Source organism: Acidovorax soli (assembly GCF_014207955.1).
In the GTDB taxonomy this organism is placed as follows: domain Bacteria; phylum Pseudomonadota; class Gammaproteobacteria; order Burkholderiales; family Burkholderiaceae_C; genus Acidovorax; species Acidovorax soli_A.
Genome location: NZ_JACHLK010000002.1, coordinates 725,107 through 747,297, shown reverse-complemented (window position 1 = coordinate 747,297; position 22,191 = coordinate 725,107). Strand labels below are relative to the sequence as shown.

The following is a 22,191-nucleotide window of genomic DNA, read 5'->3' as shown; positions in this document are numbered from 1 at the left end:
AACAGGCCCTGGTCTATTGCGGCACGGCAGGCCGCGTGCGTTCGGTCTGGCCGTCCATCATGTCGCGCACCTTGCGCGCCAGGGAGGTGAGCTCGAAGGGCTTGGTCATGACTTCCATGCCTGCATCGAGCAGGCCGTTGCCCACGGCGGCGTTCTGGGCGAAGCCGGTGATGAACAGCACCTTGAGTTCCGGCCGGTCCTGCCGCGCTGCGTCGGCCACCTGGCGGCCGTTGAGGCCGCCGGGCAGGCCCACATCGGTGAGCAGCAGGTCCACGCGGCGCATGGCGGCCAGCGTGCGCAGGGCGCTCGGGCCGTCGTGGGCCTCGACCACGGTGTAGCCAGCGTCCTTGAGCACCTCCACGGTCAGGGTGCGGATGGTGCCCTCGTCCTCCACCACCAGGATGGTCTCGCCTTCGCCAGGCTGCACGGTGTCGGCGGGGCCTTCGGCCGCATCCTCCTGCACCTGGCCATCGTGGCGCGGCAGGTACAGGCGCATGGTGGTGCCCGCGCCCACCTCGGACTGCACGCGCACGTGTCCGCCCGACTGGCGCACGAAACCGTACACCATGGACAGGCCCAGGCCCGTGCCCTGGCCGGTGGGCTTGGTGGTGAAGAAGGGGTCGAAGATCTGTTCGATCAGCTCGGCCGGCATGCCCGAGCCGGTGTCGGTGACCGACAGGCACACATAGTCGGCGGCCGGCAGGCCCTGGCCGCGCACCGCATTGTCGCGGGCCGCGATGTTGGCCGTGGCGATGGACAGGCGCCCCCCGCCGGGCAGCATGGCATCGCGCGCGTTGATGCACAGGTTGAGCAGCGAGTTCTCCAGCTGCGAGGGGTCCACCCGGGTGGTCCACAGGCCCGGGGCCTGCGTGCACTCGACCTGCACGTCCGGCCCCACGCTGCGCCGCACCAGTTCTTCGAGCCCGGCCACCAGCTGGTTCAGGTCGGTGGCCTTGGGGTCGAGTGTCTGGCGCCGGGCAAATGCCAGCAGGCGCTGGGTGAGGGCCGCGGCGCGCCGCACCGAGTCCTGGCCCATGGCGATATAGCGCTCGGCCTGTTCGAGCTTGCCTTGCTGCATGCGCACCTTGAGCACCTGCAGGCTGGCGCTCACGGCGCCCAGCAGGTTGTTGAAGTCGTGCGCGATGCCGCCCGTGAGTTGGCCCACGGCCTCCATCTTCTGCGACTGGCGCAGCGCTTCCTCCACCGCCATCAGCTCGCCCGTGCGGGCGGCCACGGCGGCCTCCAGGTTCTCGTTCACGTCGCGCAGCCGGGCCTCGCTGAGCGCCAGTGCATTGGCACTGCGCACGCGCTCGGAGACGGAGCGGATGCGCTCGGCAAACTCGCGCACGAGGTCGATCTCCTCGGGCGCCCAAGCCCGCGCGCCGCCATGGTGCAGCAGCGCCATGGCCACGAGCTGGCCCTGCTCGATCAGCGGCACGCTGAGCAGGGCACCGACCCCCTGGGTGTCAAGCGTGCCCTGCGGGGTGTGCGCCGGCGTGGCCCCGGTGTCGCTCACCACCAGGGGCTCGCCACGCCACAGGGTGTCGGAGAAAGAGGCCAGATCGCCCAGGCGCCAGGTGCCTGCCAGCGTGGCCAGGCCATGGGCGCTCCAGTCCTGCTCGATGGTGCACAGCTCGCCCGTGGCATCGATGCTCGCGTAGCAGGCGCGGTCCACGCGCAGCGTCTCGCCCAGCAGGCGCGCGCCTTCGGCCGCGATGGCGGGCAACTCGCCCACCTCGCGCAGCCGTTCGGGCAGGCGGGCCAGCATGTTGCGCCAGTGCTCGGCGCGCCTGCGCTGGGTGACGTCGCGCACCACGGCCAGCGAACCCAGGGGCTGGCCCAGCGGGCCGAGCAGGGGGGAGACCACGGCCTCCACGTCGATCAGCCGCCCGCTGTTCATGCGGTGCACCGTGCCCAGGGTGGACAAGGCGCCCGGGTCCGCCGGCACCGCGCTCTGCGCGCCGCTGCCCGGCATCTCGGTGAAGATGAACTGCCGGGGCTGGCCCAGCACGTCGGAGGCGCGCACGCCGTAGAGCCGCTCGGCGGCGGCGTTGATGTACATCACCAGGCCATCGCGGTCGAAGGCGAAGACGGCATCCTCCATCTGGCCCAGCACGTCCTGGCGCAGCTTCTCGGTGGCTGCGTGCGCGCTTTCCAGCGTGTAGATGGCATCGTTGACGACCAGCGCATCCACGTCGCCGGTGTGGATGGCGTGCAGGGTTTCTTCCAGCTCCTGCACGCGCAGCCTCAGCTCGGCGTTCTCGGCCGCCAGGCTGGTGGCGCTGTGTCCCAGGCCGGGTGCGGCGTCGTAGTCGTCGGCCGTCATGGGCTGGCCTCCTGCGGCAGCTGCATGCCCAGGGCGCGGCGCAGCCGGTTCAGGTCCGACAGGTCGCCGATGAAGCGGCGCTGCGGCAAGGGTGCCAGGCGCAGCAGCGTGGGAGAGACGATGATCTGGTCGGTGCGTGCCAGCGCCACATGCTCGGCGATGTTGAGCACCGTGAGCCGGTGCGCGCCGGGGTAGGCCTCCTGCAGGATGCGGCGCGCATTGGCGATGGCGCGCAGCGAGATCGGCGAGGTCGTGCTCACGTAGAGCCGGAAATGCTGCTCGTGCGAGGCACCGGCGGGCGGGGCGTGGTGCGTGTTCAGGGCGTCGGTGCGGGCCATGAAAGGTCAGCGCAGGGGCTTCACGTCGAGGCCCACGAGCACGCGCTCCTCGTTCGACAGGTCGCCGATGATCTTGCGGATCGGCTCGGGGAACTTGCGCACCAGGGTGGGCACGGCCAGGATCTGGTCGCCGGCCGCCAGCTGCGGGTTCACCAGCAGGTCCACCACCTCGATGCTGTAGCGCCCGGCCAGGTGCGTCTCGCACAGGCGCTTGAGGTTCTCCAGCGCGGCGCTGGAGCGCGGGGTCGAACCGGCCACGTAAAGCCGCAGTTGCCATTCAGGCTTCATGGCGGTGCCGGATGGCTGGTCGTGCAGGGGGCTTGGGGTTGCCATGGAAATCAGCCTTTGCGTGCTGCAGGTTTGCTGGCAGGCCGGCTGCCGTTGCTGCCGCGCCGGGCCGCGATGCTGCGGGCGCGCTCCTGCACGCCCCGGGCCTCCATCTTCTCGCGTTCGATGGCGAACTCCACCTCGCCGGCGCGCTCCAGTGCTTCGGCATTGAGTGCTGCGATCTGGGCGTCCAGCGCCTTGCGGCGGTTGGCCAGATCGCGCAGGCGGCGCTCGTGGTCGCGCCCGCGCAGGTCGTTGGCCGCGGTCACCTGCGCCTCGTGGGCGATGCGCGCGGTGCCGGTCAGCACCTGGTCGCCGAAGAGGTAGACGTCCACCAGGTCGACGCCGTGGTTGGAGAAAACGAACTCGCGCACCTGGTTGGAATGCGGCATGCCGCGGGACTTGAGCACCTGCACCGTGCGCGTGCGCTCCCCATTGCCCGCCACATTGGCCAGCATGATCCAGCTGTCCATCAGCGACGACACACCCACCTGCGATGCGGCCAGTGGCGCGCCGGGCAGGTCGGCCGTCAGGGTGGTGAACAGGGCCGTGATGCCCTCGGTCTTGAGAAAGTCGATCAGGCGCATCAGCGTGAGCGACAGGCCGGTGTCGTCGCCCTGCGAGGTCAGGCTGCTGATGGGGTCGATGGCCACCACACCGGGCGCGAAGCCGCGCACCAGGTCGTAGGTGTGCACCAGGTGCTGCTCCAGGCCCATCAGCGTGGGGCGGGTCGACTCGATTTTGAGCAGGCCCTTCTTCACCCAGCGCGAGAGGTCCATGCCGATGGACTGCATGTTGCGCAGCAGCTGCTGCTCGGATTCTTCGTAGGCGAACAGGATGGCTCTTTCGCCGCGCGTGCAGGCGGCGTTGGCGAAGCCGGCCGCAATGCTGCTCTTGCCGGTGCCGGGTGCGCCCGAGACCAGCAGGCTGCTGCCGCGGAAAATACCGGTGCCGCCGAACATCTCGTCCAGCCCCGGTGTGCCGGTGGAGACGCGCTGGCTCGATGCCTGGTGCCGCAGGGCCAGCGAGGTGATGGGCAGCACCACGATGCCGCTCCTGCCGATGAGGAAGGGGTACTCGTTGGTGCCGTGGGCCGAGCCGCGGTACTTGACCACGCGCAGGCGGCGCGTGGAGACCTGGTCGACGATGCGGTGGTCCAGCAGGATCACGCAGTCGGCCACATACTCCTCCAGGCCATAGCGCGTGAAGGCGCTCTCGCCGCGCTCGGCGGTGATGATGGCCGTGACGCCCTTGTCCTTGAGCCAGCGGAACAGGCGGCGCAGTTCGCTGCGCAGGATGGCATGGTTGGGCACGCCGGCGAACAGGGCTTCCACAGTATCGAGCACCACGCGCTTGGCGCCGATCGAGTCGATGGCATAGCCCAGGCGGATGAACAGGCCTTCGAGGTCGTACTCGCCGGTCTCCTCGATCTCGCTGCGCTCCACGCGCACGAAGTCCAGCGCCAGCTTGCGTTGGCGCTGCAGCGCGTCGATGTCGAAGCCCAGCGAGCGCATGTTCGCGGCCAGTTCATCGGCCGACTCCTCGAACATCATGAAGACACCGGGCTCGCCGAACTGCGTGGCCCCCTTGACCAGGAACTCCGCCGCCAGCATGGTCTTGCCACAGCCCGCGGCCCCGCAGACCAGGGTGGGGCGCCCGGTGGGCAGGCCGCCCTCGGTGATCTCATCGAGTCCGGAGATGCCGGTGGGCGATTTGGAGATGCCCGAGGGCGCTCCGGTGGGGGCGTTCTTCTTGGTGCGGGTGGGGGCCATCGGTGGGTAGGTGGGCGTTCTGAAAAATGGGGTTGGGGAAGAGGCTGGTACTGCATGCACGGTGCGGCAACGGCCTTGCCCTCTGGAGCAAGGCCCCGGTACCCGTGTCCGGACGTAAGCATCGTAGGAAATCCGTGTCCCCGCTGCTGTAGGACACGGCCGGATTGCGCTGCGCGACAGGGCTGAAGCACTTGCGCGCCGGCAGGCAAGGCCGCAGAATTTGCGCAACCGGCACCTTCCGTTGCCGGCCGTGCCTTGTCATGCCGCGCAGCGGCAAGGAGATCGCCATCAACCACGCACCCGGCCAGGACCAGCTGCAGAAAGTGCGGTGCTACACCCTCTTCTTCCCCGGGGGCAGGGTGTACGCGGGCGATACCGAGGGGCACCTGATCGCGCTGGCGCTGGTCAGCCACCGCCATGGGCGCTACAGCTACACGCTGGAGGGCAACGGTTTCACGGCCGGCGGGCTCGACAGCGCCCATGCCCTGCTGGAGGCCATTGCCCGCCAACTCACGGCAGAGTACGTGGAGGCGCAGTTCCACCACAGCCCCGACCTGGCCCGCGCCGATGTCTTCGACCTCACGGCCGGCCCGCACCTGAACATCCGGCTGCCGATCGCCTGAAACCCGCACCACGGGCCGCTCTCGCAGGTGTTGCGGGAAGTTGGCCGGGGGGCACAGCGGTTGCTGTCCTACAAGAGCGCTCCCGCGTGGATGTTACTTTCCTGACACTTTCAGGAAAGAACCTGCACCATGCGCGACCACAAGCACCAGACCCCCCGGCACCACCATGGCCTTCGCCTTTGCGCGCATGGCAGGGTGCGCGCCTGCTGAGGTATTGCGATGGGCCGCCAGTCACACAAGGACACGGGCAAGGCACCCACCTCCACGCGCACGATGTGGAAGGGGGCGATCAGCTTTGGTCTGGTGCACATCCCTGTGGGCCTGTACTCGGCCACGGCCGATTCGGGCATCGACTTCGACTGGCTGGACAAGCGCTCCATGGAGCCCGTGGGCTACAAGCGCGTGAACAAGGTCACGGGCAAGGAGATCGCCCGCGAGCACATCGTCAAGGGCATCGAGTACGAGGACGGGCACTACGTGGTGCTCACGCCCGAAGAGATCGCCGCCGCCTACCCCAAGATCACGCAGACCATCGAAATCGAAGCCTTTCTCGATGCCGACGAGATCCCTTTCGTCTACCTGGAGCGGCCCTACTACACGGCCCCGCTGCAGCGCGGCGAGAAGGTGTACGCGCTGCTGCGCGAGGCCCTGCGCCAGAGCAGCAAGGTGGGCGTGGCCAAGGTGGTCATCCAGACCAAGCAGCACCTGGCGGTGCTGATCCCCTGCGGGCGCGCGCTGGTGCTGAACCTGCTGCGCTGGGGCGGTGAGATCCGCTCGTTCGAGCAGCTGAACCTGCCGCCGCTGGACGCCAAGGCTGCCGGCATCAAGCCGGCCGAGCTCACCATGGCGCTGCAGCTCATCGATGACATGACCCAGCCCTGGGACGCGGACGCCTTTCGCAATTCCTTCGCGCAGGAGATCCACCAACTCGTGCAGGCCAAGGTGGCCTCGGGCGAGACCGCCACGGTGGTCAAGGTGGACCGCAGCAAGGAGTCTGCCCCGGCCGGGGCCGATGTGCTGGACCTGACCGCACTGCTCAAGCGCAGCCTGGGCGGCAAGGCGGCCGCCGCAGCGTCCGGCAAGGGGAAGGGCAAGGCCGCATCGGTCACCCCCCTGCGCACGGCGAAGAAGGCGGCTGCCAGGAAGGCCGCTCCTGCGAAGAAAGCCGCCGCGAAGAAGACCACTGCCCGCAAGGCCCCCGCCCGCCGCGCCGCCTGACACCATGGCAAAAGACCCGCACCTGGCCGACGCCCTCGCTCCCTACCAGCGAAAGCGCAACTTCGCCCTGACGCCCGAGCCGGCCGAGGGCGGGGAGCCGGTGGCCGGGGCGCTGCAGTACGTGATACAGAAACACTGGGCCAGCCGCCTGCACTACGACTTGCGCCTGGAAATCGATGGCCGCATGAAAAGCTGGGCCGTGCCCAAGGGCCCGAGCCTGGACCCGGCCGACAAGCGCATGGCCGTGCAGGTGGAAGACCACCCCATGGCCTACAACACGTTCGAGGGCCAGATACCGCCCAAACAGTACGGCGCGGGCAAGGTCATCGTCTGGGACCGTGGGTACTGGGTGCCCGTGGGCGATGCCGCCGAGGGCTACCGCCGGGGCCAACTCAAGTTCGAGTTGCACGGCCACAAGCTGCAGGGCCGCTGGACGCTGGTGCGCATGCACGGCAAGGGCAGCGAAAAGCAGCCGCCCTGGCTGCTGATCAAGGAACATGACCGCTTCGAGCGGCCAGCGGCCGAGTTCAGCGTGGTCGAGGAAATGCCCGACAGCGTGAGCGCGCTTCCACCTTTGAACGCGCCCAGGCCTGCAGGCATCGCCCGCGCCGCTGCGCTGCAGCCCCAACCAGCCAGGCAGGCCAAGGTGCCGCTGCCCGATATCCTGGCGCCCCAGCTTGCCACCCTGGTGGACCAGGCGCCCGCCGACACCACGGAGTGGCTCTGGGAGCTCAAGTTCGACGGCTACCGCCTGCTGGCCCGGGTGCACCAGGGCGCGGTGCGCCTGTTCACGCGCAACGGCAACGACTGGACGCACCGCATGCCCGAACTGGTCAAGGCCATTGGCGGGCTGCCACTGTCCTCGGGCTGGCTCGACGGCGAAGTGGTGGCCGTGGATGCCCATGGCACGCCCGACTTCCAGGCGCTGCAGAACGCCTTCGACGCCAAGGTGGCCAGGGACCTGGTGTACTACGTTTTCGATCTTCCCTATGCCGACGGGCATGACCTGCGCGGCCTGCCCGTGCTGCAGCGGCGCGAGCGCTTGCGGGCCGTGGTGGAGCAGGGCACGAGCGATCGCGTGCGCTTCAGCGAGGGCTTCGAGGCCAGGCCCTCGGACCTGGTGTCCTCGGCCTGCCACCTGGGCTTCGAGGGGGTGATCGGCAAGCGCAAGTCGGCCCCTTATGTGTCCCGGCGCAGTCCCGACTGGATCAAGCTCAAGTGCGGCCAGCGGCAGGAATTCGTGGTCGCCGGCTACACCGACCCGCAGGGCGCACGCACGGGCATCGGCGCGCTGCTGCTGGCCGTGCATGGCGACGATGGCGCGCTGCGCTATGCCGGCAGCGTGGGCACAGGTTTCAGCGAGCGCACCCTGAAGGAACTGCACACCCGGCTCCACGCATTGCAGACCCCCCGGAGCCCGTTCCCCGAGGGCACGGCCGTTGACAAGAAGGCCCACTGGGTCAAGCCGCGCCTCTTGGCCGAGGTGTCGTTTGCCGAATGGACCAAGGAAGGGCGCATCCGCCACTCCGTCTTCCACGGCCTGCGCACCGACAAGCCAGTGCGGGCCATCGCGCAGGAAAAACCCCAAGCCATGGCCGCGATCGAGAAGAGACAGGCCCCCCGCAAGGCCGCCAAAGCGGCTTCCGCGGCATGGCCCGGGGCACTGCAGATCTCCCACCCCGAGCGGGTGATCGATGCCGCGAGCGGCACCACCAAGCTCGACCTGGTGCGCTACTACGCCACCGTGGCCCCGCTGATGATGGAGCACCTCCAGGGCCGGCCGGTCTCGCTGGTGCGCGCGCCCGAGGGCGTGGGCGGTGGGCTGTTCTTCCAGAAGCACCTGGACCAGGCCAGCCTGGCGGGCGTGCGCCCGCTCGACCCGGCGCTCGACGAGGGCCATGCGCCGCTGCTCGAAGTGGTGCGGCCCGAAGGCCTGCTGTCGGCCGCGCAGATGAATGTGCTGGAGTTCCACACCTGGAATGCGCGCAAGGACCGCATCGAGCGGCCCGACCGCATGAGCTTCGACCTCGACCCGGGCGAGGGCGTGCCCTGGGAGGCCGTGCTGGAGGCCGCGCAGCTGCTGCAGGTGATGCTGGCAGAGCTGCACCTGCCGGCCTTTCTCAAGACCAGCGGCGGCAAGGGCCTGCACGTGGTGGTGCCCCTCAAGCGCCTGCAGGGCTGGGCCGTGGTCAAGGGCTTCTCGCAGGCCGTGGTGCAGCACCTGGCCGAAACCATCCCCGCGCGCTTCGTGGCCAGGAGCGGCCCGCGCAACCGGGTGGGCAAGATTTTCGTGGACTACCTGCGCAACGGGCGCGGGGCCACCACCGTGAGCGCCTGGTCCGCGCGCTCGCGCCCGGGCATGGGCATTTCGGTGCCCGTGGCCTGGAAGGAACTGGGCACGCTCACCAGCGGTGCGCACTGGACGGTGCGCACCGTGGACGAGCGCCTGCGCCAGGGCAATGCGCCCTGGCAGGGCTACGCGGCGGCCGCTGTCTCGCTGTCGGGCGCCATGCGCCTGCTGGGCTATAGCGCCAAGGACTGAACCGAACCCACCCCTTTTTCAGCTTTCCCATCAACCCTAGAAAAGAACCAAAAATGATCAAGATCGGCATCGTGGATGACCACAAAATCGTTCGTGCAGGCCTGCGCCAGTTCCTGGCCGACCATGTGGACCTGCGGGTGGAAGGAGAAGCCGGCAACGGGCGCGAGGCCATCGACCTGATCCGCGAGCACGACATCGACGTGCTCGTGATGGACCTGGCCATGCCCGGGCAGAGCGGCCTGGACGCCATGTCCATGCTGCGCGCCAAGGCGCCGGACATGGGCATCCTCATCCTGAGCGGCTACCCCGAGGAGCACTACGCCATCAACCTGATCCGCCAGGGCGCGAGCGGCTACCTCAACAAGGAGTGCAAGCCCTCCGAGATCGTGGAGGCGATCCGCGTCATCGCGCTGGGCAAGCGCTACCTCACACCCACCGTGGCCGAGCTGCTGGCCCAGCAGCTCAACCGCCCCGGAGAACGGCCGCCGCACGAGCACCTGTCGGAACGCGAATTCCAGGTGTTCCTCAAGCTGGCCCAGGGTGCCAACGTGGGCGAGATCGCCGAGGACCTGTCGCTCAGCGTGAAGACGGTGAGCACCTACCGCACGCGCCTGATGGAAAAGCTGCACCTCGACTCCAACAGCGACCTGACCTACTACGCGCTCAAGAACAACCTCATCCAGTGAGCGGCAGGCCCTGCCGTCGGCGGGCGGCTAGTGCAATTGAATTATGGATTTCCAGGACGGCTTGCTTCAGTATCCGCTCCACGCAGCGCGGCCGGTGACGAGGACATCTGGCGTGCATGGCGCAGGGATTGGCAACGATCCCGCCCGCAGCTGGATGGTCAGCGGTAGAAAGCAAGAGGAATGGAATGGGATTTTTCAGTCGGCTGCTGCGCACCCGCGAGCAGGCCAGGTCCGGCCCCGAGGCACCGTGGGACCAGGAGGACAACGCCAGCGAACTCGTACTCGATGCCGAGTATGCCGACCACCTGGCCATGGAGATGGAGATCGACGCCGGCCTGGCCCTGCACGAGCGTTGGCGCGCCCGCCTGGAGGACATGGCCATGGGCCGCAGCCAGGAAGTGATGCGCCCGGAGCTGGTCTGCCTGGACCACCGGTGCCGCTTGGGCCGCTGGCTGCATGGCGCTGGCCATGCCCGCCTCGGGCACCACACGGCGTTCGGGATGCTGGTGGCGCGCCACAAGTATTTTCACCAGCAGGCCGCCCTCGTGGTGAGCCTGTTCCAGGACGGCGATCTGGCGCAGTCGCACAAGGTGCTGAACGGCAGCTGCCGGCACGCATCAAACCAGGTGGTGCTGCTGCTCAAGGAACTCAAGAACAGCGCCGTGCGCTGAGCATTCCGGCCCCGCCATTGCCCCCGAAAAGACAAAACTCCCCCAGGCTTGCGCCTGGCGGAGCTTGCACCCTGCATGCCTTGCGGCTCTGAACGCAAGGCATGCACGGCCCCTGCAATGTACCCAGTCCTGCCCGGCGCACAGCGCGATCGGCCGGCTTTCGGCCGGTTGTCCTACATGGAGAACCTGGTGGCCCACCGTGCCTGCGGACAGGGGGTATCCCGGGGACGCAGTGCCAAGCCGCAAGTGCATTTTTGGTTGATACTTTGGGGCGCCTGCCGACCGGCCGGTTCGCACCGAACGTGAATGACAACCAAGGGCGCCCCCCAGCCGGGCGCCATGACATGGGATACCGCAGTGGCTCGTGAAGACAACCAGTCCCAAGCACAGGCCTCGGTGAAATGGCTGCGCCTGCTGGTACTGCTGAGTGTGGCCGTGCCGCTGTTCATCTACCTGGTGTTCGGGGCCGTGGGCTATGCGGATGCGCGCGAGGAGGCCGAGCTGCGCGTGAGCCGTTCGCTGCGCGTGGCGCACGAGCATGCCTCCAAGGTCATGGCGGCATCCGAGGCGCTGCAGGACCGGGTCGTGGCCATGGTCAGCGGCAGGAGCCCGCAGGAGCTGCGCATCCACGCCGAGGAACTGCATGCCACCTTGCTGGCCCGCGTCAAGGACCAGCCGCAGATCCAGTCCGTCTGGATTTTCGATTCGGAAGGCAAGCCCATTGCCAGCAGCCGCTTTGCGCAACTGCCGGTGTTCGACGTGTCGGACCGCGACTATTTCCAGTTCCACCGCCTGCGGCCGCCGGGCCAGCGCTACATCTCGGGGCCGCTGGTCACGCGCACCACCAAGGAGAAGATCGTCGACATCAGCATCGGCTACGAAGACCACAATAGCCAGTTCGGCGGGGTCATCAACGTCAGCCTGCTGAGCGCGTATTTCCAGGACTTCTACAGCGACCTGGTGGCTGACGAACCGGGCCTGGCCGTGAACCTGTTCCGCGAGGACGGGGCCATCTACACCCGCTGGCCCCTGGTCGACAAGGCGCCCGAGCAACTGGCGCCCGACAGCCCGGTGATGCGGCGGCTGCACCAGGGCGAAGCCTCGGCGCAGATGCGCGGCATCTCCTCGGTGGACCGGCAGGACCGCATCATCGCCTACCGCAAGGTGGGCAGCTACCCGCTGTATGTGGGCACGGGCATGAACCTGACCTCGCTGCGCAACCAGGTGCTGCGCCAGCTCGGGGCGCTGTTTGCCCTGGGGGCGCTGCCCGTGGCCGCACTGTTCATCGCGGCGCGCATGGCCCTGCGCAATGCGCGCACGGCCCTGTCGACCACCGAGCGCCTGGAAAAAGAGATCGCCACGCGCCGCCGCGCCGAGGAGGCCCTGCTGCAGGCGCAGAAGCTCGAAGCCCTGGGCCGGCTCACGGGGGGCGTGGCGCACGACTTCAACAACGCGCTGATGGTCATCAGCAACAACCTGCACCTGCTCAGGCGCACCCTGCCCGAGGCAGGCAGCAAGCAGATCGACTCCATGGCACGGGCGGTCAAGTCGGCCACCAACCTCACGCGCCAGCTGCTGGCCTTCTCGCGCCGCCAGCCCCTGGTGGCCGAGCATGTGGTGCTGCAGGACAAGCTGCCCCCGACCAAGGACCTGATCGCGCCGGTGCTGGGCAGCCAGATCCCGCTGGAGGTGCAGGTGGACCCAGCCACTGCCCCCGTGGTGCTGGACCTGGCGGAGCTGGAGCTGGCGCTCTTGAACCTGTCCATCAACGCGCGCGATGCCATGCCCCAGGGCGGCAGCCTGGTGATCCGTGCGCGCAATGCCAGCGAAAGCGAGGCCGGGCAGGGCATGCCCGCCATGGTGCTCATCGAGGTGGCCGACACGGGCAGCGGCATCCCGCCGGAGCTGCTGGGCAAGGTGTTCGAGCCCTTCTTCACCACCAAGGCCGTGGGCGAAGGCACGGGCCTGGGGCTGAGCCAGGTGTATGGCATGTGCCAGCGCGTGGGCGGGCGCGCGGAGATCGCGAGCACGCTGGGCACGGGCACCCGCATCCGCCTGTACTTCCCGAGCGCCCGGCCGCAGGCGGTGCGCGAGGATGCCAACCCCGCGCCGCCGCTGGCGCCCCTGAACAAGCGCCTGCTGGTGGTGGAGGACAACGACGAGGTGGCCGCCTCGCTGGTGCCCATCCTCGAATCCCTGGGCTGCCGCGTGACGCGTGTGGACCGCGCGGCCAAGGCGCGCGCGCTGCTTGAAGAGGGCGAGCGGCCCGACCTCGTGCTGTCGGACGTGGTGATGCCCGGCGAGATCGACGGCGTGGGCCTGGCGCGCCACATCCGCCAGACCTGGCCCGCGCAGAAGCTGCTGCTCATGACGGGCTACGCCGAGCAACTGGACCACATCCACCAGATGGGCTTCGACGTGCTGCCCAAGCCCTGCACGCCGCAGATGCTGCACGTGGCGATTGCGCGCATCACGCAGTAGCCGCCAGGCGCCTGCCGTCAGGCGTCGGCATCGTCCTCGCGGTTGCGGTCCAGGTAGTCGAGCAGGGCGCGCACCGCCGGCACCATGCCGCGCCGGCTGGTGAACACGGCCAGCACGTCGGCGCGCGGTGAGGTCCAGTGCGGCAGCACCTGGAGGAGCCGGCCCGCGCGGATGTCGGCCTGGCAGATGCGCCGGGGCAGCAGCGCAATGCCCATGCCCGCGCGCGCGGCCTCGCGCAGCGCGAACATGTCGTCCGTGACCAGGCGGGGTACATGCTGCAGCTCCAGCGTGCGCTCGGCGCAGGCCAGGCTCCAGCCCACGCGCTCACCCCGGCCGGGCCAGGAGAGGGTGGGCAGGCGGGCAATGTCCTCGGGCTGCTCTGGGGGCGCCATGGTCTCGAACAGGCGTGCGCTGGCCACCAGCACGTCGGTCGATTCGCCCAGCTTGCGCACCACCTGGTCCGAATCGGGCAGGGGCGGGCGGCGCACGCGGATCACCACGTCCATGCGTTCCTCGATCGGGTCCACGCGGCGGTTGGTAGCCGTCACGTGCAGGCGCACCAACGGGCAGGCCGCCATGAAGCCCGGCAGGATGGGCGTAAGCCAGACCTGCGCCAGCGTGATCGGGCAGCTGATGCGCACCTCGCCCTGTGGCGTGGCCGAGGCCTGGCGCGCCAGCTCGTGGGTGGACTCGGCCAGTTCCACCAGCGTGCGGCAGCGCTCATAGACGCTCTGGCCCGCGCCGGTCAGTGTGATGCGCCGCGGCGAGCGCTGCAGCAGCCGCACGCCCATGCGTTCTTCGAGCACGGCCATGCGCCGGCTCAGGCGCGACTTGGGCACGCCCAGGCGCCGGCCGGCCTCGCTGAAGCCGCCGTGCTCCACGACCTTGGCAAAGAACATCAGGTCATTCAGGTCTTCCATGGGGTGCACCTCCCGCGTCCATCATGCGTGCCATTTTCGTTCCATCAGAAGAACGATGCGTTGCACCAGACCCCGTTGAATGGAACGAAGTGCGCGCCCATCATCGGGCCTCCACCGCTTGTGCCACCACCCCCATGACCTCTGCCTTCCACATCCTCCACCTGGATTCGAGCCTCACCGGCCCGGCCTCCGTCTCGCGCCTGCTCAGCCGCGAAACGGTGGACGCCTGGCGCGCGGCCGACCCCGCCGTGCGCGTGACCTACCGCGACCTGGCCGTGACCGTGCCGCCCCAGCCCACGCCCGAGACCGTGGCAGCGCTGCGCCTGCGCAGCGAGCCGGCCAGCGCCCAGGGCCGGGCCGACCTGGCCTCTATCAACACCCTGCTCGAGGAATTCCTGGCAGCCGACGCCATCGTGATTGGCGCGCCCATGTACAACTTCGGCGTGCCCACCCAGCTCAAGGCCTGGATCGATGCCCTGGCCCAGGCCGGCCGCACCTTCGAGTACACGCCGCAGGGACCGCGCGGCCTGGCGGGCGGCAAGCGCGTGGTCATCGCCTCTGCGCGCGGCAACATCTACAGCACCCCGCCACAGATGCAGGACAAGGATTTCCAGGAGCGCTACCTGGTGGCGGCGCTGCAGTTCATGGGCATCACGCACATCGACGTGGTGCGTGCCGAAGGCGTGAACCGCGGCCCCGAGGTGCGCGATGCCGCACTGGCATCGGCGCGCGCTGCCATCGCCCAACTCTTCGCTGTGCAAGAGGCGGTGGCACCATGAAGCTCGCCAGTTTCACCACCGAGGGCCGCGCCAGCTATGGCGTGGTTGAAGACGGCAACGCGCTGGCCGACCTGGGCGCCATCGCCGGCGCCCCGCGCGACCTGATGGCCTTGCTGGCCCTGGGCCAGCCGGGGCTGGACTGGGCCCGCAGCACCGCGGCCAGCGCACCGCGCCTGGACCTGGCCGCCGTGCAGTTGCTGGCGCCCATCCCCGCGCCGCGCAAGTTCCTGGGCCTGGGCGGCAACTACCCCTCGCACCTGGCCGAGGCGCGCAAGATCAACCTGGTGCGCACGCCCGGCCAGGCCTGGTTCAACAAGCAGGTGAGCTGCGTGAACGGCCCCTACGACCCGGTGCACCTGCCGCGCATCTCGCACGAGTTCGACTACGAAGGCGAGCTCGGTGTCGTGATCGGCCGGCGCTGTCGCCATGTGCGCCGCGAGGACGCCATGGACATGGTGGCCGGCTTCGTCGTGGCCAACGACCTGAGCGTGCGCGACTGGCAGATGCGCTCGCCCACGCACACCCTGGGCAAATCGTTCGACACGCATGGCCCCTTCGGCCCCTGGGTCGTGACGCGCGACGAGCTGCCCGACCCGCATGCCCTGCGCCTGCGCACCTGGGTCAATGGCGAGCTGCGCCAGGACGGCAACACCCGCGAGATGACCTACCGCGTGGAAGACATGATCGTGGAGCTGACCACCGCCTTCACCCTGGAGCCCGGTGACGTGCTCACCACCGGCAGCCCGGCCGGGGTGGGTGGCCTGATGGACCCGCCGCGCTACCTGCAGGTGGGCGACGTGGTGCGCGTGGAGATCGAAGGCATAGGCGCCATCGAGAACCGCGTCATCGCCGAGGGATAAGACAAAAGCACAGGAGACAAACCCCATGGAACCCCGCACCTTGCCCGATGCCGCCGCGCATCCCATCCGCCCCGCCAAGCTGGCCCATGTGGTGCTGCGCGTGGCCGACCTGCCGCGCTCGCGCGCCTGGTACCTCTCGGTGCTGCAAGGCTGGCCTGCGTTTGACAACGAGATGCTGTGCTTTCTGACCTACGACGACGAGCACCACCGCATCGGCCTGATCGGGCGGCCCGAGCTGGCGGCCGCCGATGACGGAGCCGTCGGCCTGGAGCACCTGGCCTTCACCTATCCCACGCTGGATGCTTTGTTGGCCACGTTCCGCCGTCTCAAGGCCGCAGGCATCCTGCCGTACTGGACCATCAACCACGGCCCCACCGTGTCCCTGTACTACAAGGACCCCGACGGCAACCGGGTGGAGCTGCAGTACGACGTGTTCACTGCCAGCGCCGACCTCGATGCCTTCTTCGCCTCGGGCGCCTACGAAGAGAACTTCATGGGCATTTTGTTCGACCCGGAGGCGCTGATCGCGCGCTACGAGGCGGGCGAGCCGCTGGCGGCGCTCACCGCGCGGCCACCGCTGCCGCCGGGCAAGACGCCCTGGGACATGCACGTGGCCTGAAGTGCCCGTTGCCAACAAACAACCACAATACGGAGACAAGACATGAATGCTGCAATCGAGCGACGCGCATCTTCCAGCGGCCGCAGGGCCGCCTTGGGCGCCCTGGGCGCTGCCGCCCTGGCCGGTGTGCTGCACGCCCGGGCCCAGGCCCAATGGCCCGACGGACCCATCCGCCTGGTCACCCCCACGCCACCCGGCGTGGGCATCGACCCCATGGCGCGCCTGTATGCCGAGCACCTGGGCAAGCGCATCGGCGCCCCGGTGGTCGTGGAGAACCGCCCCGGCGCGGGCGGCATGCTGGGCACCGACGTGGTGGCCAAGGCGCCCGCCAACGGGCAGACCTTGCTGATGACCGTGGGCGCCACCTTTACCACCACGCCCTTTCTGTTTCCCAAGCTGCCCTACAACCCGCAGAAGGACCTGGTGCCGATTGCCCAGCTCTACGGCGGCGGTTCGTTCCTGCTGGCGCGGCCGGGGTTTGCGGCCGGCTCGGTCAAGGAGTTGATCGCCATGGCCAAGGCCAGGCCGCGCATGGTGAACTATGCCTCTCACGGCCCGGGCAGCACTTCGCACATGTTCACCGAGCAGATGCAGAACGTCGCGGGCATCGAGCTGCAGCATGTGCCCTACAAGGGCAGCTTCATCACCGACCTGCTGGCGGGCGTGGTGGACATCGGCTTCGAGCCGCCCAGCTCGGCCATTGCCCATATGCGTGCCGGCAAGGTGCGCGTGCTGGCCTACACCGGGCCGGTGCGCAGCAAGATCGCGCCCGAGGTGCCCACGCTGGCGGAGACGCTGCCGGGCCTGGAATTCAGCACCTGGGTGGGCGTGTGGGGGCCATCCGGCCTGCCCGATGCACTGGTGGCGCGCCTGCATGGCCTGTTCCGCGCCGTGACGGCCGAGCCCGCGCTGGCCCAGATGCTGTATGACACCAGCACCGAGCCGATGGCCACGCCCCAGGCGCAGATCGCCGCCGTGGTGGACCGCGAGGCCCGGGCCACGGTGCAGCTGATCAAGAGCAACAACATCCGGCTCGATTGATCCGGCGGTGGGCCGCCCCCGCATTGTCGGCATTCGCTGACATGTTGCTGTGCAGCAATTTCCCACAATGGGTGTTTCCATGACCCTTGCGGAGCCACCTTTTTGCCGGACAGCAGCAGACCGACCCCCACCTTCTTCCCTGCCATCCAGCCCCTGGGGGCGGGCACATGATGGACTGGTTCGACCCCACCTCCTGGACGCACACCGGCATCGTCGCAGTGGCGGCGGTCATTGCGGCGGCCATCGTGCACCGCATCGCTGCCGTGGTGCTGCGCCGTGCCACGGGCCCTGTGCTGGTGCTGCGCACGGTGTTCGAGGCCTGTGTGCCCGTGGTGCGCCTGCTGTTGCCGCTGATCGCGCTGCAGCTGGTGTGGCAAGCCACGAGCGATGACCTGCGCCACATCGGCACGGTGCGGCACTTCAATGGCCTGGCCGTCATCGCGGGCACCTGCTGGCTGCTGGTGGCGGCCATCGGCGGCCTGGCCGATGGCGTGATCGCCAAGCACCCGGCCGATGTGGAGGACAACCTCACGGCCCGGCGCATCGCCACGCAGGCGCGCGTGCTCTCGCGCACCGCCATGACGGCGGTGGTGATGGCCGGCCTGGCCATGGTGCTCATGACCTTTCCGGGCGCACGCCAGGTGGGTGCGAGCCTGCTGGCCTCGGCCGGCGTGGTGGGCATCGTCGCCGGCATCGCCGCGCGGCCGGTGTTCAGCAACATGATCGCCGGCCTGCAGATCGCGCTGGCCCAGCCCTTTCGCATCGACGACGTGCTCATCATCGAGGGCGAGTGGGGGCGGGTCGAGGAGATCACGGGCACCTATGTGGTGCTCAAGATCTGGGACGAGCGCCGCCTCATCATCCCGCTGCAGTGGTTCATCGAGCACCCCTTCCAGAACTGGACGCGCACCAGCTCCGAGATCCTGGGCACGGTGTTCCTGTATGCCGACTACGCCTTGCCGCTGGAGCCGCTGCGCGCCGAGTTCCAGCGCGTGCTGGAAACGGCGCCTGAATGGGACAAGCGCGTGAGCGTGCTGCAACTGACCGACGTGACCGAGCGCACCATCCAGATCCGCGTGCTGGTCTCGGCCCGCTCCTCGGGCCTGGCCTTCGACCTGCGCTGCCGCGTGCGCGAGGCGCTGGTGACCTTCATCCAGCGCGAGTACCCCGATTGCCTGCCCCAGGTGCGTGCCCCGCAGCAGCCTGCAGGCCAAGCCGTCGCCAGCCTGCAGGTGCCGCCGCAAGGGATGTAGGCAGGTGATCAACCCCGAGCCAGCTCGTGATTGACGATAAAGTCCTCGGGCACATGGGGGCCCCAGACATAGAGCGAATCCTCGGGGGGATGGTCGGCCGCGGGCCACTGCGCGTGGGGTGCCACGTAGTCGATGTCGAACGAATACTCGGCAAAGCTGCCCCAGGGGTCGCGCACGTAGCGGAAGTAGTTCGAGCCCAGCACATGCCGGCCCAGGCCCCAGCCATCGGGGTAGCCGGCGGCGGCCATCTGCTGCGCGCCCATGCCCACGGCGTCGAGCGAGGGCACGCACCAGCTGCTGTGGTGCAGGCCGCCCGCGTTGGACTTGGCAAAAGCGATCAGGTGGTGGTCGCTGCCGTGCGGCGTGTGCAAAAAGGCGATGATGCCGGCCGACTGGTCCGACACCTGCAGCCCCAGCACGCCGGTGTAGAAGTCCAGCGCCCGCGCCACGTCGGCCGTGAACAGCAGGATGTGCGAGAGGTACAGCGGCCGCGTGGCCTGGGCCGTGCTGCGGCTGGGCGCGCGGCCGACGTTGGCGGGCGCGGGCGGCGCATCGCGCGGGCCTGGGGCATCGGGCGACACCTTGGGCGCCACGCGCAGCTGGATGGGCAGCGCATCGGGGCCCTGCAGCCACAGGCCCGACGGATCGGCCCCTTGGGGTGGTGCCAGGCGGGCGATGCCGCGCGCGTGCAGCAGGTCGTCAAAGCGCGGCAGGTCGGCTGCGTGGATGCCCAGGCTGAGCCATTCGAGCCGCTTGGGGCCGCCGTCGCCCTGCAGCACGCGCGCCCAGCGGTGCGGGTGGCCATGGGTGTGGAGCGCCAGCGCGCCGCCTTCGTCGCGCACGTCCAGGCCGAAGCTGGTGTAGAAGTGGCGCGCCACGGCCAGGTCGGGCACGCTGAACACGAACTCGTCGACCGAGTGGATGGCGGGGCGGTTCTGAGACGGTGGGTTCGTCACGGTCTGTCTCCTGTCGTGGTGCGTCGTGGTGCTCATTCAGCGGTCACGCCGATGTCCTTGGCCAGCCCCTGGTACAGCTGGGTTTCCACAGCATAGAACCTGTCGAGTTCGCGCAGCGTATTGCCCGTGGCCAGTTCCATGCCGCTGGTCGTCACGTAGGCCTGGAAGTCGCTGTCCTTCATCGAGGCCGTGAGCGCCTTGTTCAGGCGCTCGACCACGTCGGCTGGTGTCTTGGTGGGCACGAGCAGGGCGATCCAGGTGCCATAGACGAAGTCCGACAGTGCCTTGTCCGAGCCCGCGATGGTCGGCAGGCGCGGCAGCTGCGGGTGGGCCGTGGCGGCCGAGCTGGCAATGGCCTTGACCTTGCCGGACTGGATCATGGACAGCGTGGCCCCGCCCAGCGGCAGAAAGCTCAGGTCGATCTGGTCGCCCATGAGGTCCTGCGTCACGGGCGGTACGCCGCGGTAGGAGATCTGGTTGAGCTTGGCATGGGTCTTGCGCGCCCACTGCTCGCCCAGCAGGTGGATCATGGAGCCGGGGCCAATGTTGCCAAAGCTCAGCGGTGTGGCCGACTTTTTGGCCAGCGCCGCGAGTTCGCTGGGGCTGCTGGCCGCCAGCCCCGGTCGCGCCACCAGGATGTAGGGCAGGCGCGCCACCAGCGCGATGGCGCGGAAGTCCTCGGGCTTGTAGCGCGCGCCCTTGATGGTGAAGGGCGTGAGGATGGGCTCGGTCTGCGAGGCGATCAGCACCGGCACGGTGTTGGCCTGGCCGCTGAGCACCTTCTGCACGCCGATGGAGCCGCCCGCGCCGGGCGTGTTCTCCACGATCACGGTCTGCTCCAGCTCCTTCTGCAAGAGCGGCTGGAGCTTGCGCGCCACGCCGTCGGTGGGATTGCCGGCGGGCTGCGGCACGATGATGCTGACGGTGCGCCCGGCCAGCTGGGCCTGCACGGGTGGGGCAGCCAGCAGCGCGGCGGCAATGGCCAAGGGGGCAAGCAGGCGGTTCATGGCGGTTGTCTCCTGTCGTTCTTGTGTGCTTGTTTACGCGGCCACGGCGCCTGCCAGCACCTCGTCGGCGATGGGGTTGCGCAGTGTGCCGATGCGCTCGATGGACACCTCGCAGACATCGCCGTCGCGCATCAGCAGGCGCGGCGAGCGTGCCCAGCCGATGCCGGCCGGCGTTCCCGCCACGATCACATCGCCCGGGCTCAGGGTGATGGCCTCGCTGATCACATGCACCAGGGTGGCCACGTCGAACACCATGTCGTCGGTGTTGGCCGACTGCACGGTCTGGCCGTTCAGGCGGGTTTCCAGCTTCAGGCCGCGGGCGCCGGGCGGCAGCTCGTCGGCCGTGACCACGGCGGGGCCGAAGCCGCCCGTGGCGTCGAAGGTCTTGCCCACGGTCCACTGCGGGGTCTTGAACTGGTATTCGCGCACCGAGCCGTCGTTGAACACCGAGTAGCCGAACACATGGTCCAGCGCCTTGTCGAGGGGGATATGCCGGCCGCCGGTGCCGATCACCACGGCCAGCTCGCCCTCGTAGTCCAGGCTGTCGCTGCAGGCGGGGCGCACGATGGGGGCATCGTGGGCGCACAGGCTGGTGGTCAGGCGCAGGAACAGCGTGGGGTAGTCGGGCTGGGCATAGGCGCTCTCCTTGGTGTGGTCGTGGTAGTTCAGGCCCACGCAGATGATCTTGTCGGGCGCGACCACGGGCGGCAGAAACTGCACCTGGGCCAGCGGCACGGGCGCGCCCGCGCCGGCGATCAGTTCTTCGCGGCTGGCGCCAGCGGCCAGCTGGCGAACGAAGTCGCCGACGTCGCGCGCCACGTCGGCGGGCAGGGGGCGCACCTGCTCGCCATCGAGCAGGCCGAGGCGGCGGGAACCTTGGAGGGTGAATGTGCAGAGCTTCATGGGGAGGGTCCGGGTTGCGTGAATGGAAGAAATATATATATTTTATTGAAAAGTATATGTTAGTGCAAACCCTATAATTTCCAAAACCCGCCAGCCCCACTGGCGCAAGCCCATGCCCACAGCGACTGAACCCCTCTCGACCGCGCCCACCACCCGCACCTCCTCGCTCGTGGCGCAACTGCGCATGGACATCGTGGGCGGCGTGTTCGCCCCGGGCTCCAAGCTGCTCATCAAGGACCTGTGCACGCGCTACGGCGCCAGCCCCATCCCCATGCGCGAGGCACTTTCGCGCCTGACCAGCAGCGGCTTCGTGCAGGCCGAGGACCAGCGCGGCTTCAAGGTCGCGAGCGCCTCGGCGCAGGACCTGGTGGAGATATCGGGCGCGCGGGTGCTGGTGGAGACCGAGGCCTTGCGCCTGTCGGTGCTGCAGGGCGATGTGGCCTGGGAGTCGCGCGTGGTGGCTGCCCACCACCAGCTCAACCGCCTGGCCCTGCGCGAGCCCGGCATGCCGGCGGCTCTGTCTACCCAGTGGGACGAGGCGCACATGGCCTTTCACGACGCATTGCTCTCGGCCTGCGGTTCGCGCGTGCTGCTGGAGCTGGCGGCCAACCTGCGCGAGCGCTTCACGCGCTACCGCTTTCTCTCGGCCGCGGCGCCAGGCCGCGCGGGCGAAAAGGCTGCCGCCCAGCCTGTGCAGCGCGACATCGCGGCCGAGCACACCGCCATCGTCGAGGCCGCGCTGGCGCGCGACGTGGCGCGCGCCACGGCCTTGCTGCAGCAGCATTTCCAGCAGACGACTGCGCTGGCGCTGGCGGCCAGCCAAGGGCTGTCGGCAGGGCGGGCGGCCGTGGGCGGGCGGTAGCGCCCGG

General features: G+C 69.0%; 20 protein-coding genes. 12 read left to right on the top strand and 8 right to left on the bottom strand.

The genetic code is table 11. The features are described 5' to 3' along the window. Positions 1-13: 13 nt before the first annotated feature. The 4 genes from HNP48_RS07880 to kaiC are packed head-to-tail and all read right to left on the bottom strand — an operon-like array spanning position 14 to position 4,763. Positions 14-2,326, bottom strand: coding sequence for an ATP-binding protein (locus HNP48_RS07880; RefSeq protein ID WP_184856327.1), 2,313 nt, complete (start codon positions 2,324-2,326; stop codon positions 14-16). Then, complete coding sequence (locus HNP48_RS07875; protein ID WP_184856326.1) at positions 2,323-2,664, bottom strand: circadian clock KaiB family protein; 342 nt, start codon at positions 2,662-2,664, stop codon at positions 2,323-2,325. Before HNP48_RS07875 ends, HNP48_RS07880 begins: the two co-directional genes overlap by 4 nt. 6 nt (positions 2,665-2,670) lie before the next feature. Next, positions 2,671-2,997 (bottom strand): circadian clock KaiB family protein, encoded by a 327-nt coding sequence (locus HNP48_RS07870; protein WP_184856325.1) that lies wholly within the window; start codon positions 2,995-2,997, stop codon positions 2,671-2,673. Between the two features lie 5 nt (positions 2,998-3,002). Then, a complete protein-coding gene (gene kaiC / locus HNP48_RS07865) occupies positions 3,003-4,763 on the bottom strand; it encodes a circadian clock protein KaiC (RefSeq protein ID WP_184856324.1) in 1,761 nt (586 codons plus the stop codon). A 260-nt stretch (positions 4,764-5,023) separates the two neighbouring features. Between kaiC and HNP48_RS07860 the strand changes: the two genes are divergently transcribed. The 6 genes from HNP48_RS07860 to HNP48_RS07835 all read left to right on the top strand — a co-directional run bounded on the left by HNP48_RS07860 (position 5,024) and on the right by HNP48_RS07835 (position 12,984). Next, on the top strand, positions 5,024-5,386 hold the full coding sequence (locus HNP48_RS07860; RefSeq protein ID WP_184856323.1) for a hypothetical protein: 363 nt from the start codon (positions 5,024-5,026) through the stop codon (positions 5,384-5,386). A gap of 219 nt (positions 5,387-5,605) precedes the next feature. Then, positions 5,606-6,604 carry a Ku protein gene (locus tag HNP48_RS07855; protein ID WP_184856322.1) on the top strand — a complete coding sequence of 333 codons (999 nt, stop codon included), beginning with the start codon at positions 5,606-5,608 and terminating at the stop codon, positions 6,602-6,604. Between the two features lie 4 nt (positions 6,605-6,608). Further along, positions 6,609-9,146 carry a DNA ligase D gene (gene ligD / locus HNP48_RS07850; RefSeq protein WP_184856321.1) on the top strand — a complete coding sequence of 846 codons (2,538 nt, stop codon included), beginning with the start codon at positions 6,609-6,611 and terminating at the stop codon, positions 9,144-9,146. A 53-nt stretch (positions 9,147-9,199) separates the two neighbouring features. Next, positions 9,200-9,832 carry a response regulator transcription factor gene (locus HNP48_RS07845; protein WP_184856320.1) on the top strand — a complete coding sequence of 211 codons (633 nt, stop codon included), beginning with the start codon at positions 9,200-9,202 and terminating at the stop codon, positions 9,830-9,832. Positions 9,833-10,017: 185 nt separating this feature from the next. After that, complete coding sequence (locus HNP48_RS07840; protein WP_184856319.1) at positions 10,018-10,503, top strand: CZB domain-containing protein; 486 nt, start codon at positions 10,018-10,020, stop codon at positions 10,501-10,503. Positions 10,504-10,842: 339 nt separating this feature from the next. After that, positions 10,843-12,984: a hybrid sensor histidine kinase/response regulator gene (locus tag HNP48_RS07835; protein ID WP_221480115.1), complete on the top strand. Its 2,142-nt coding sequence runs from the start codon at positions 10,843-10,845 to the stop codon at positions 12,982-12,984. A 17-nt stretch (positions 12,985-13,001) separates the two neighbouring features. Here HNP48_RS07835 and HNP48_RS07830 read toward each other — a convergent pair whose 3' ends face one another. Next, entirely contained in the window at positions 13,002-13,904 is a 903-nt protein-coding gene (locus HNP48_RS07830; RefSeq protein ID WP_184856318.1) for a LysR family transcriptional regulator, read from the bottom strand. A gap of 134 nt (positions 13,905-14,038) precedes the next feature. Between HNP48_RS07830 and HNP48_RS07825 the strand changes: the two genes are divergently transcribed. From HNP48_RS07825 to HNP48_RS07805, 5 genes are all read left to right on the top strand, one after another. Then, positions 14,039-14,683, top strand: a complete 645-nt coding sequence (locus HNP48_RS07825; RefSeq protein ID WP_184856317.1) for an FMN-dependent NADH-azoreductase — start codon at positions 14,039-14,041, stop codon at positions 14,681-14,683. Next, positions 14,680-15,543, top strand: coding sequence for a fumarylacetoacetate hydrolase family protein (locus HNP48_RS07820; protein ID WP_184856316.1), 864 nt, complete (start codon positions 14,680-14,682; stop codon positions 15,541-15,543). Before HNP48_RS07825 ends, HNP48_RS07820 begins: the two co-directional genes overlap by 4 nt. A 25-nt stretch (positions 15,544-15,568) precedes the next feature. Then, positions 15,569-16,162: a VOC family protein gene (locus HNP48_RS07815; protein ID WP_184856315.1), complete on the top strand. Its 594-nt coding sequence runs from the start codon at positions 15,569-15,571 to the stop codon at positions 16,160-16,162. Positions 16,163-16,204: 42 nt separating this feature from the next. Beyond that, entirely contained in the window at positions 16,205-17,203 is a 999-nt protein-coding gene (locus HNP48_RS07810) for a tripartite tricarboxylate transporter substrate binding protein (protein ID WP_184856314.1), read from the top strand. 167 nt (positions 17,204-17,370) lie between these two features. Beyond that, complete coding sequence (locus HNP48_RS07805; RefSeq protein ID WP_409362538.1) at positions 17,371-18,456, top strand: mechanosensitive ion channel family protein; 1,086 nt, start codon at positions 17,371-17,373, stop codon at positions 18,454-18,456. 8 nt (positions 18,457-18,464) lie between these two features. On the opposite strand, the gene HNP48_RS07800 is transcribed toward HNP48_RS07805, so the two are convergent. From HNP48_RS07800 to HNP48_RS07790, 3 genes are read right to left on the bottom strand one after another with little or no spacing between them, the layout of a single operon-like run. Then, complete coding sequence (locus HNP48_RS07800; RefSeq protein ID WP_311773814.1) at positions 18,465-19,412, bottom strand: VOC family protein; 948 nt, start codon at positions 19,410-19,412, stop codon at positions 18,465-18,467. A 32-nt stretch (positions 19,413-19,444) separates the two neighbouring features. After that, positions 19,445-20,419 carry a tripartite tricarboxylate transporter substrate binding protein gene (locus tag HNP48_RS07795; protein WP_184856311.1) on the bottom strand — a complete coding sequence of 325 codons (975 nt, stop codon included), beginning with the start codon at positions 20,417-20,419 and terminating at the stop codon, positions 19,445-19,447. A gap of 33 nt (positions 20,420-20,452) precedes the next feature. Continuing rightward, positions 20,453-21,322 (bottom strand): fumarylacetoacetate hydrolase family protein, encoded by an 870-nt coding sequence (locus tag HNP48_RS07790; protein WP_184856310.1) that lies wholly within the window; start codon positions 21,320-21,322, stop codon positions 20,453-20,455. 112 nt (positions 21,323-21,434) lie between these two features. Between HNP48_RS07790 and HNP48_RS07785 the strand changes: the two genes are divergently transcribed. Continuing rightward, the gene (locus HNP48_RS07785; RefSeq protein ID WP_184856309.1) at positions 21,435-22,184 is read left to right on the top strand and encodes a GntR family transcriptional regulator; all 750 of its coding nucleotides are present in this window, start codon (positions 21,435-21,437) and stop codon (positions 22,182-22,184) included. Positions 22,185-22,191 lie beyond the last annotated feature (7 nt).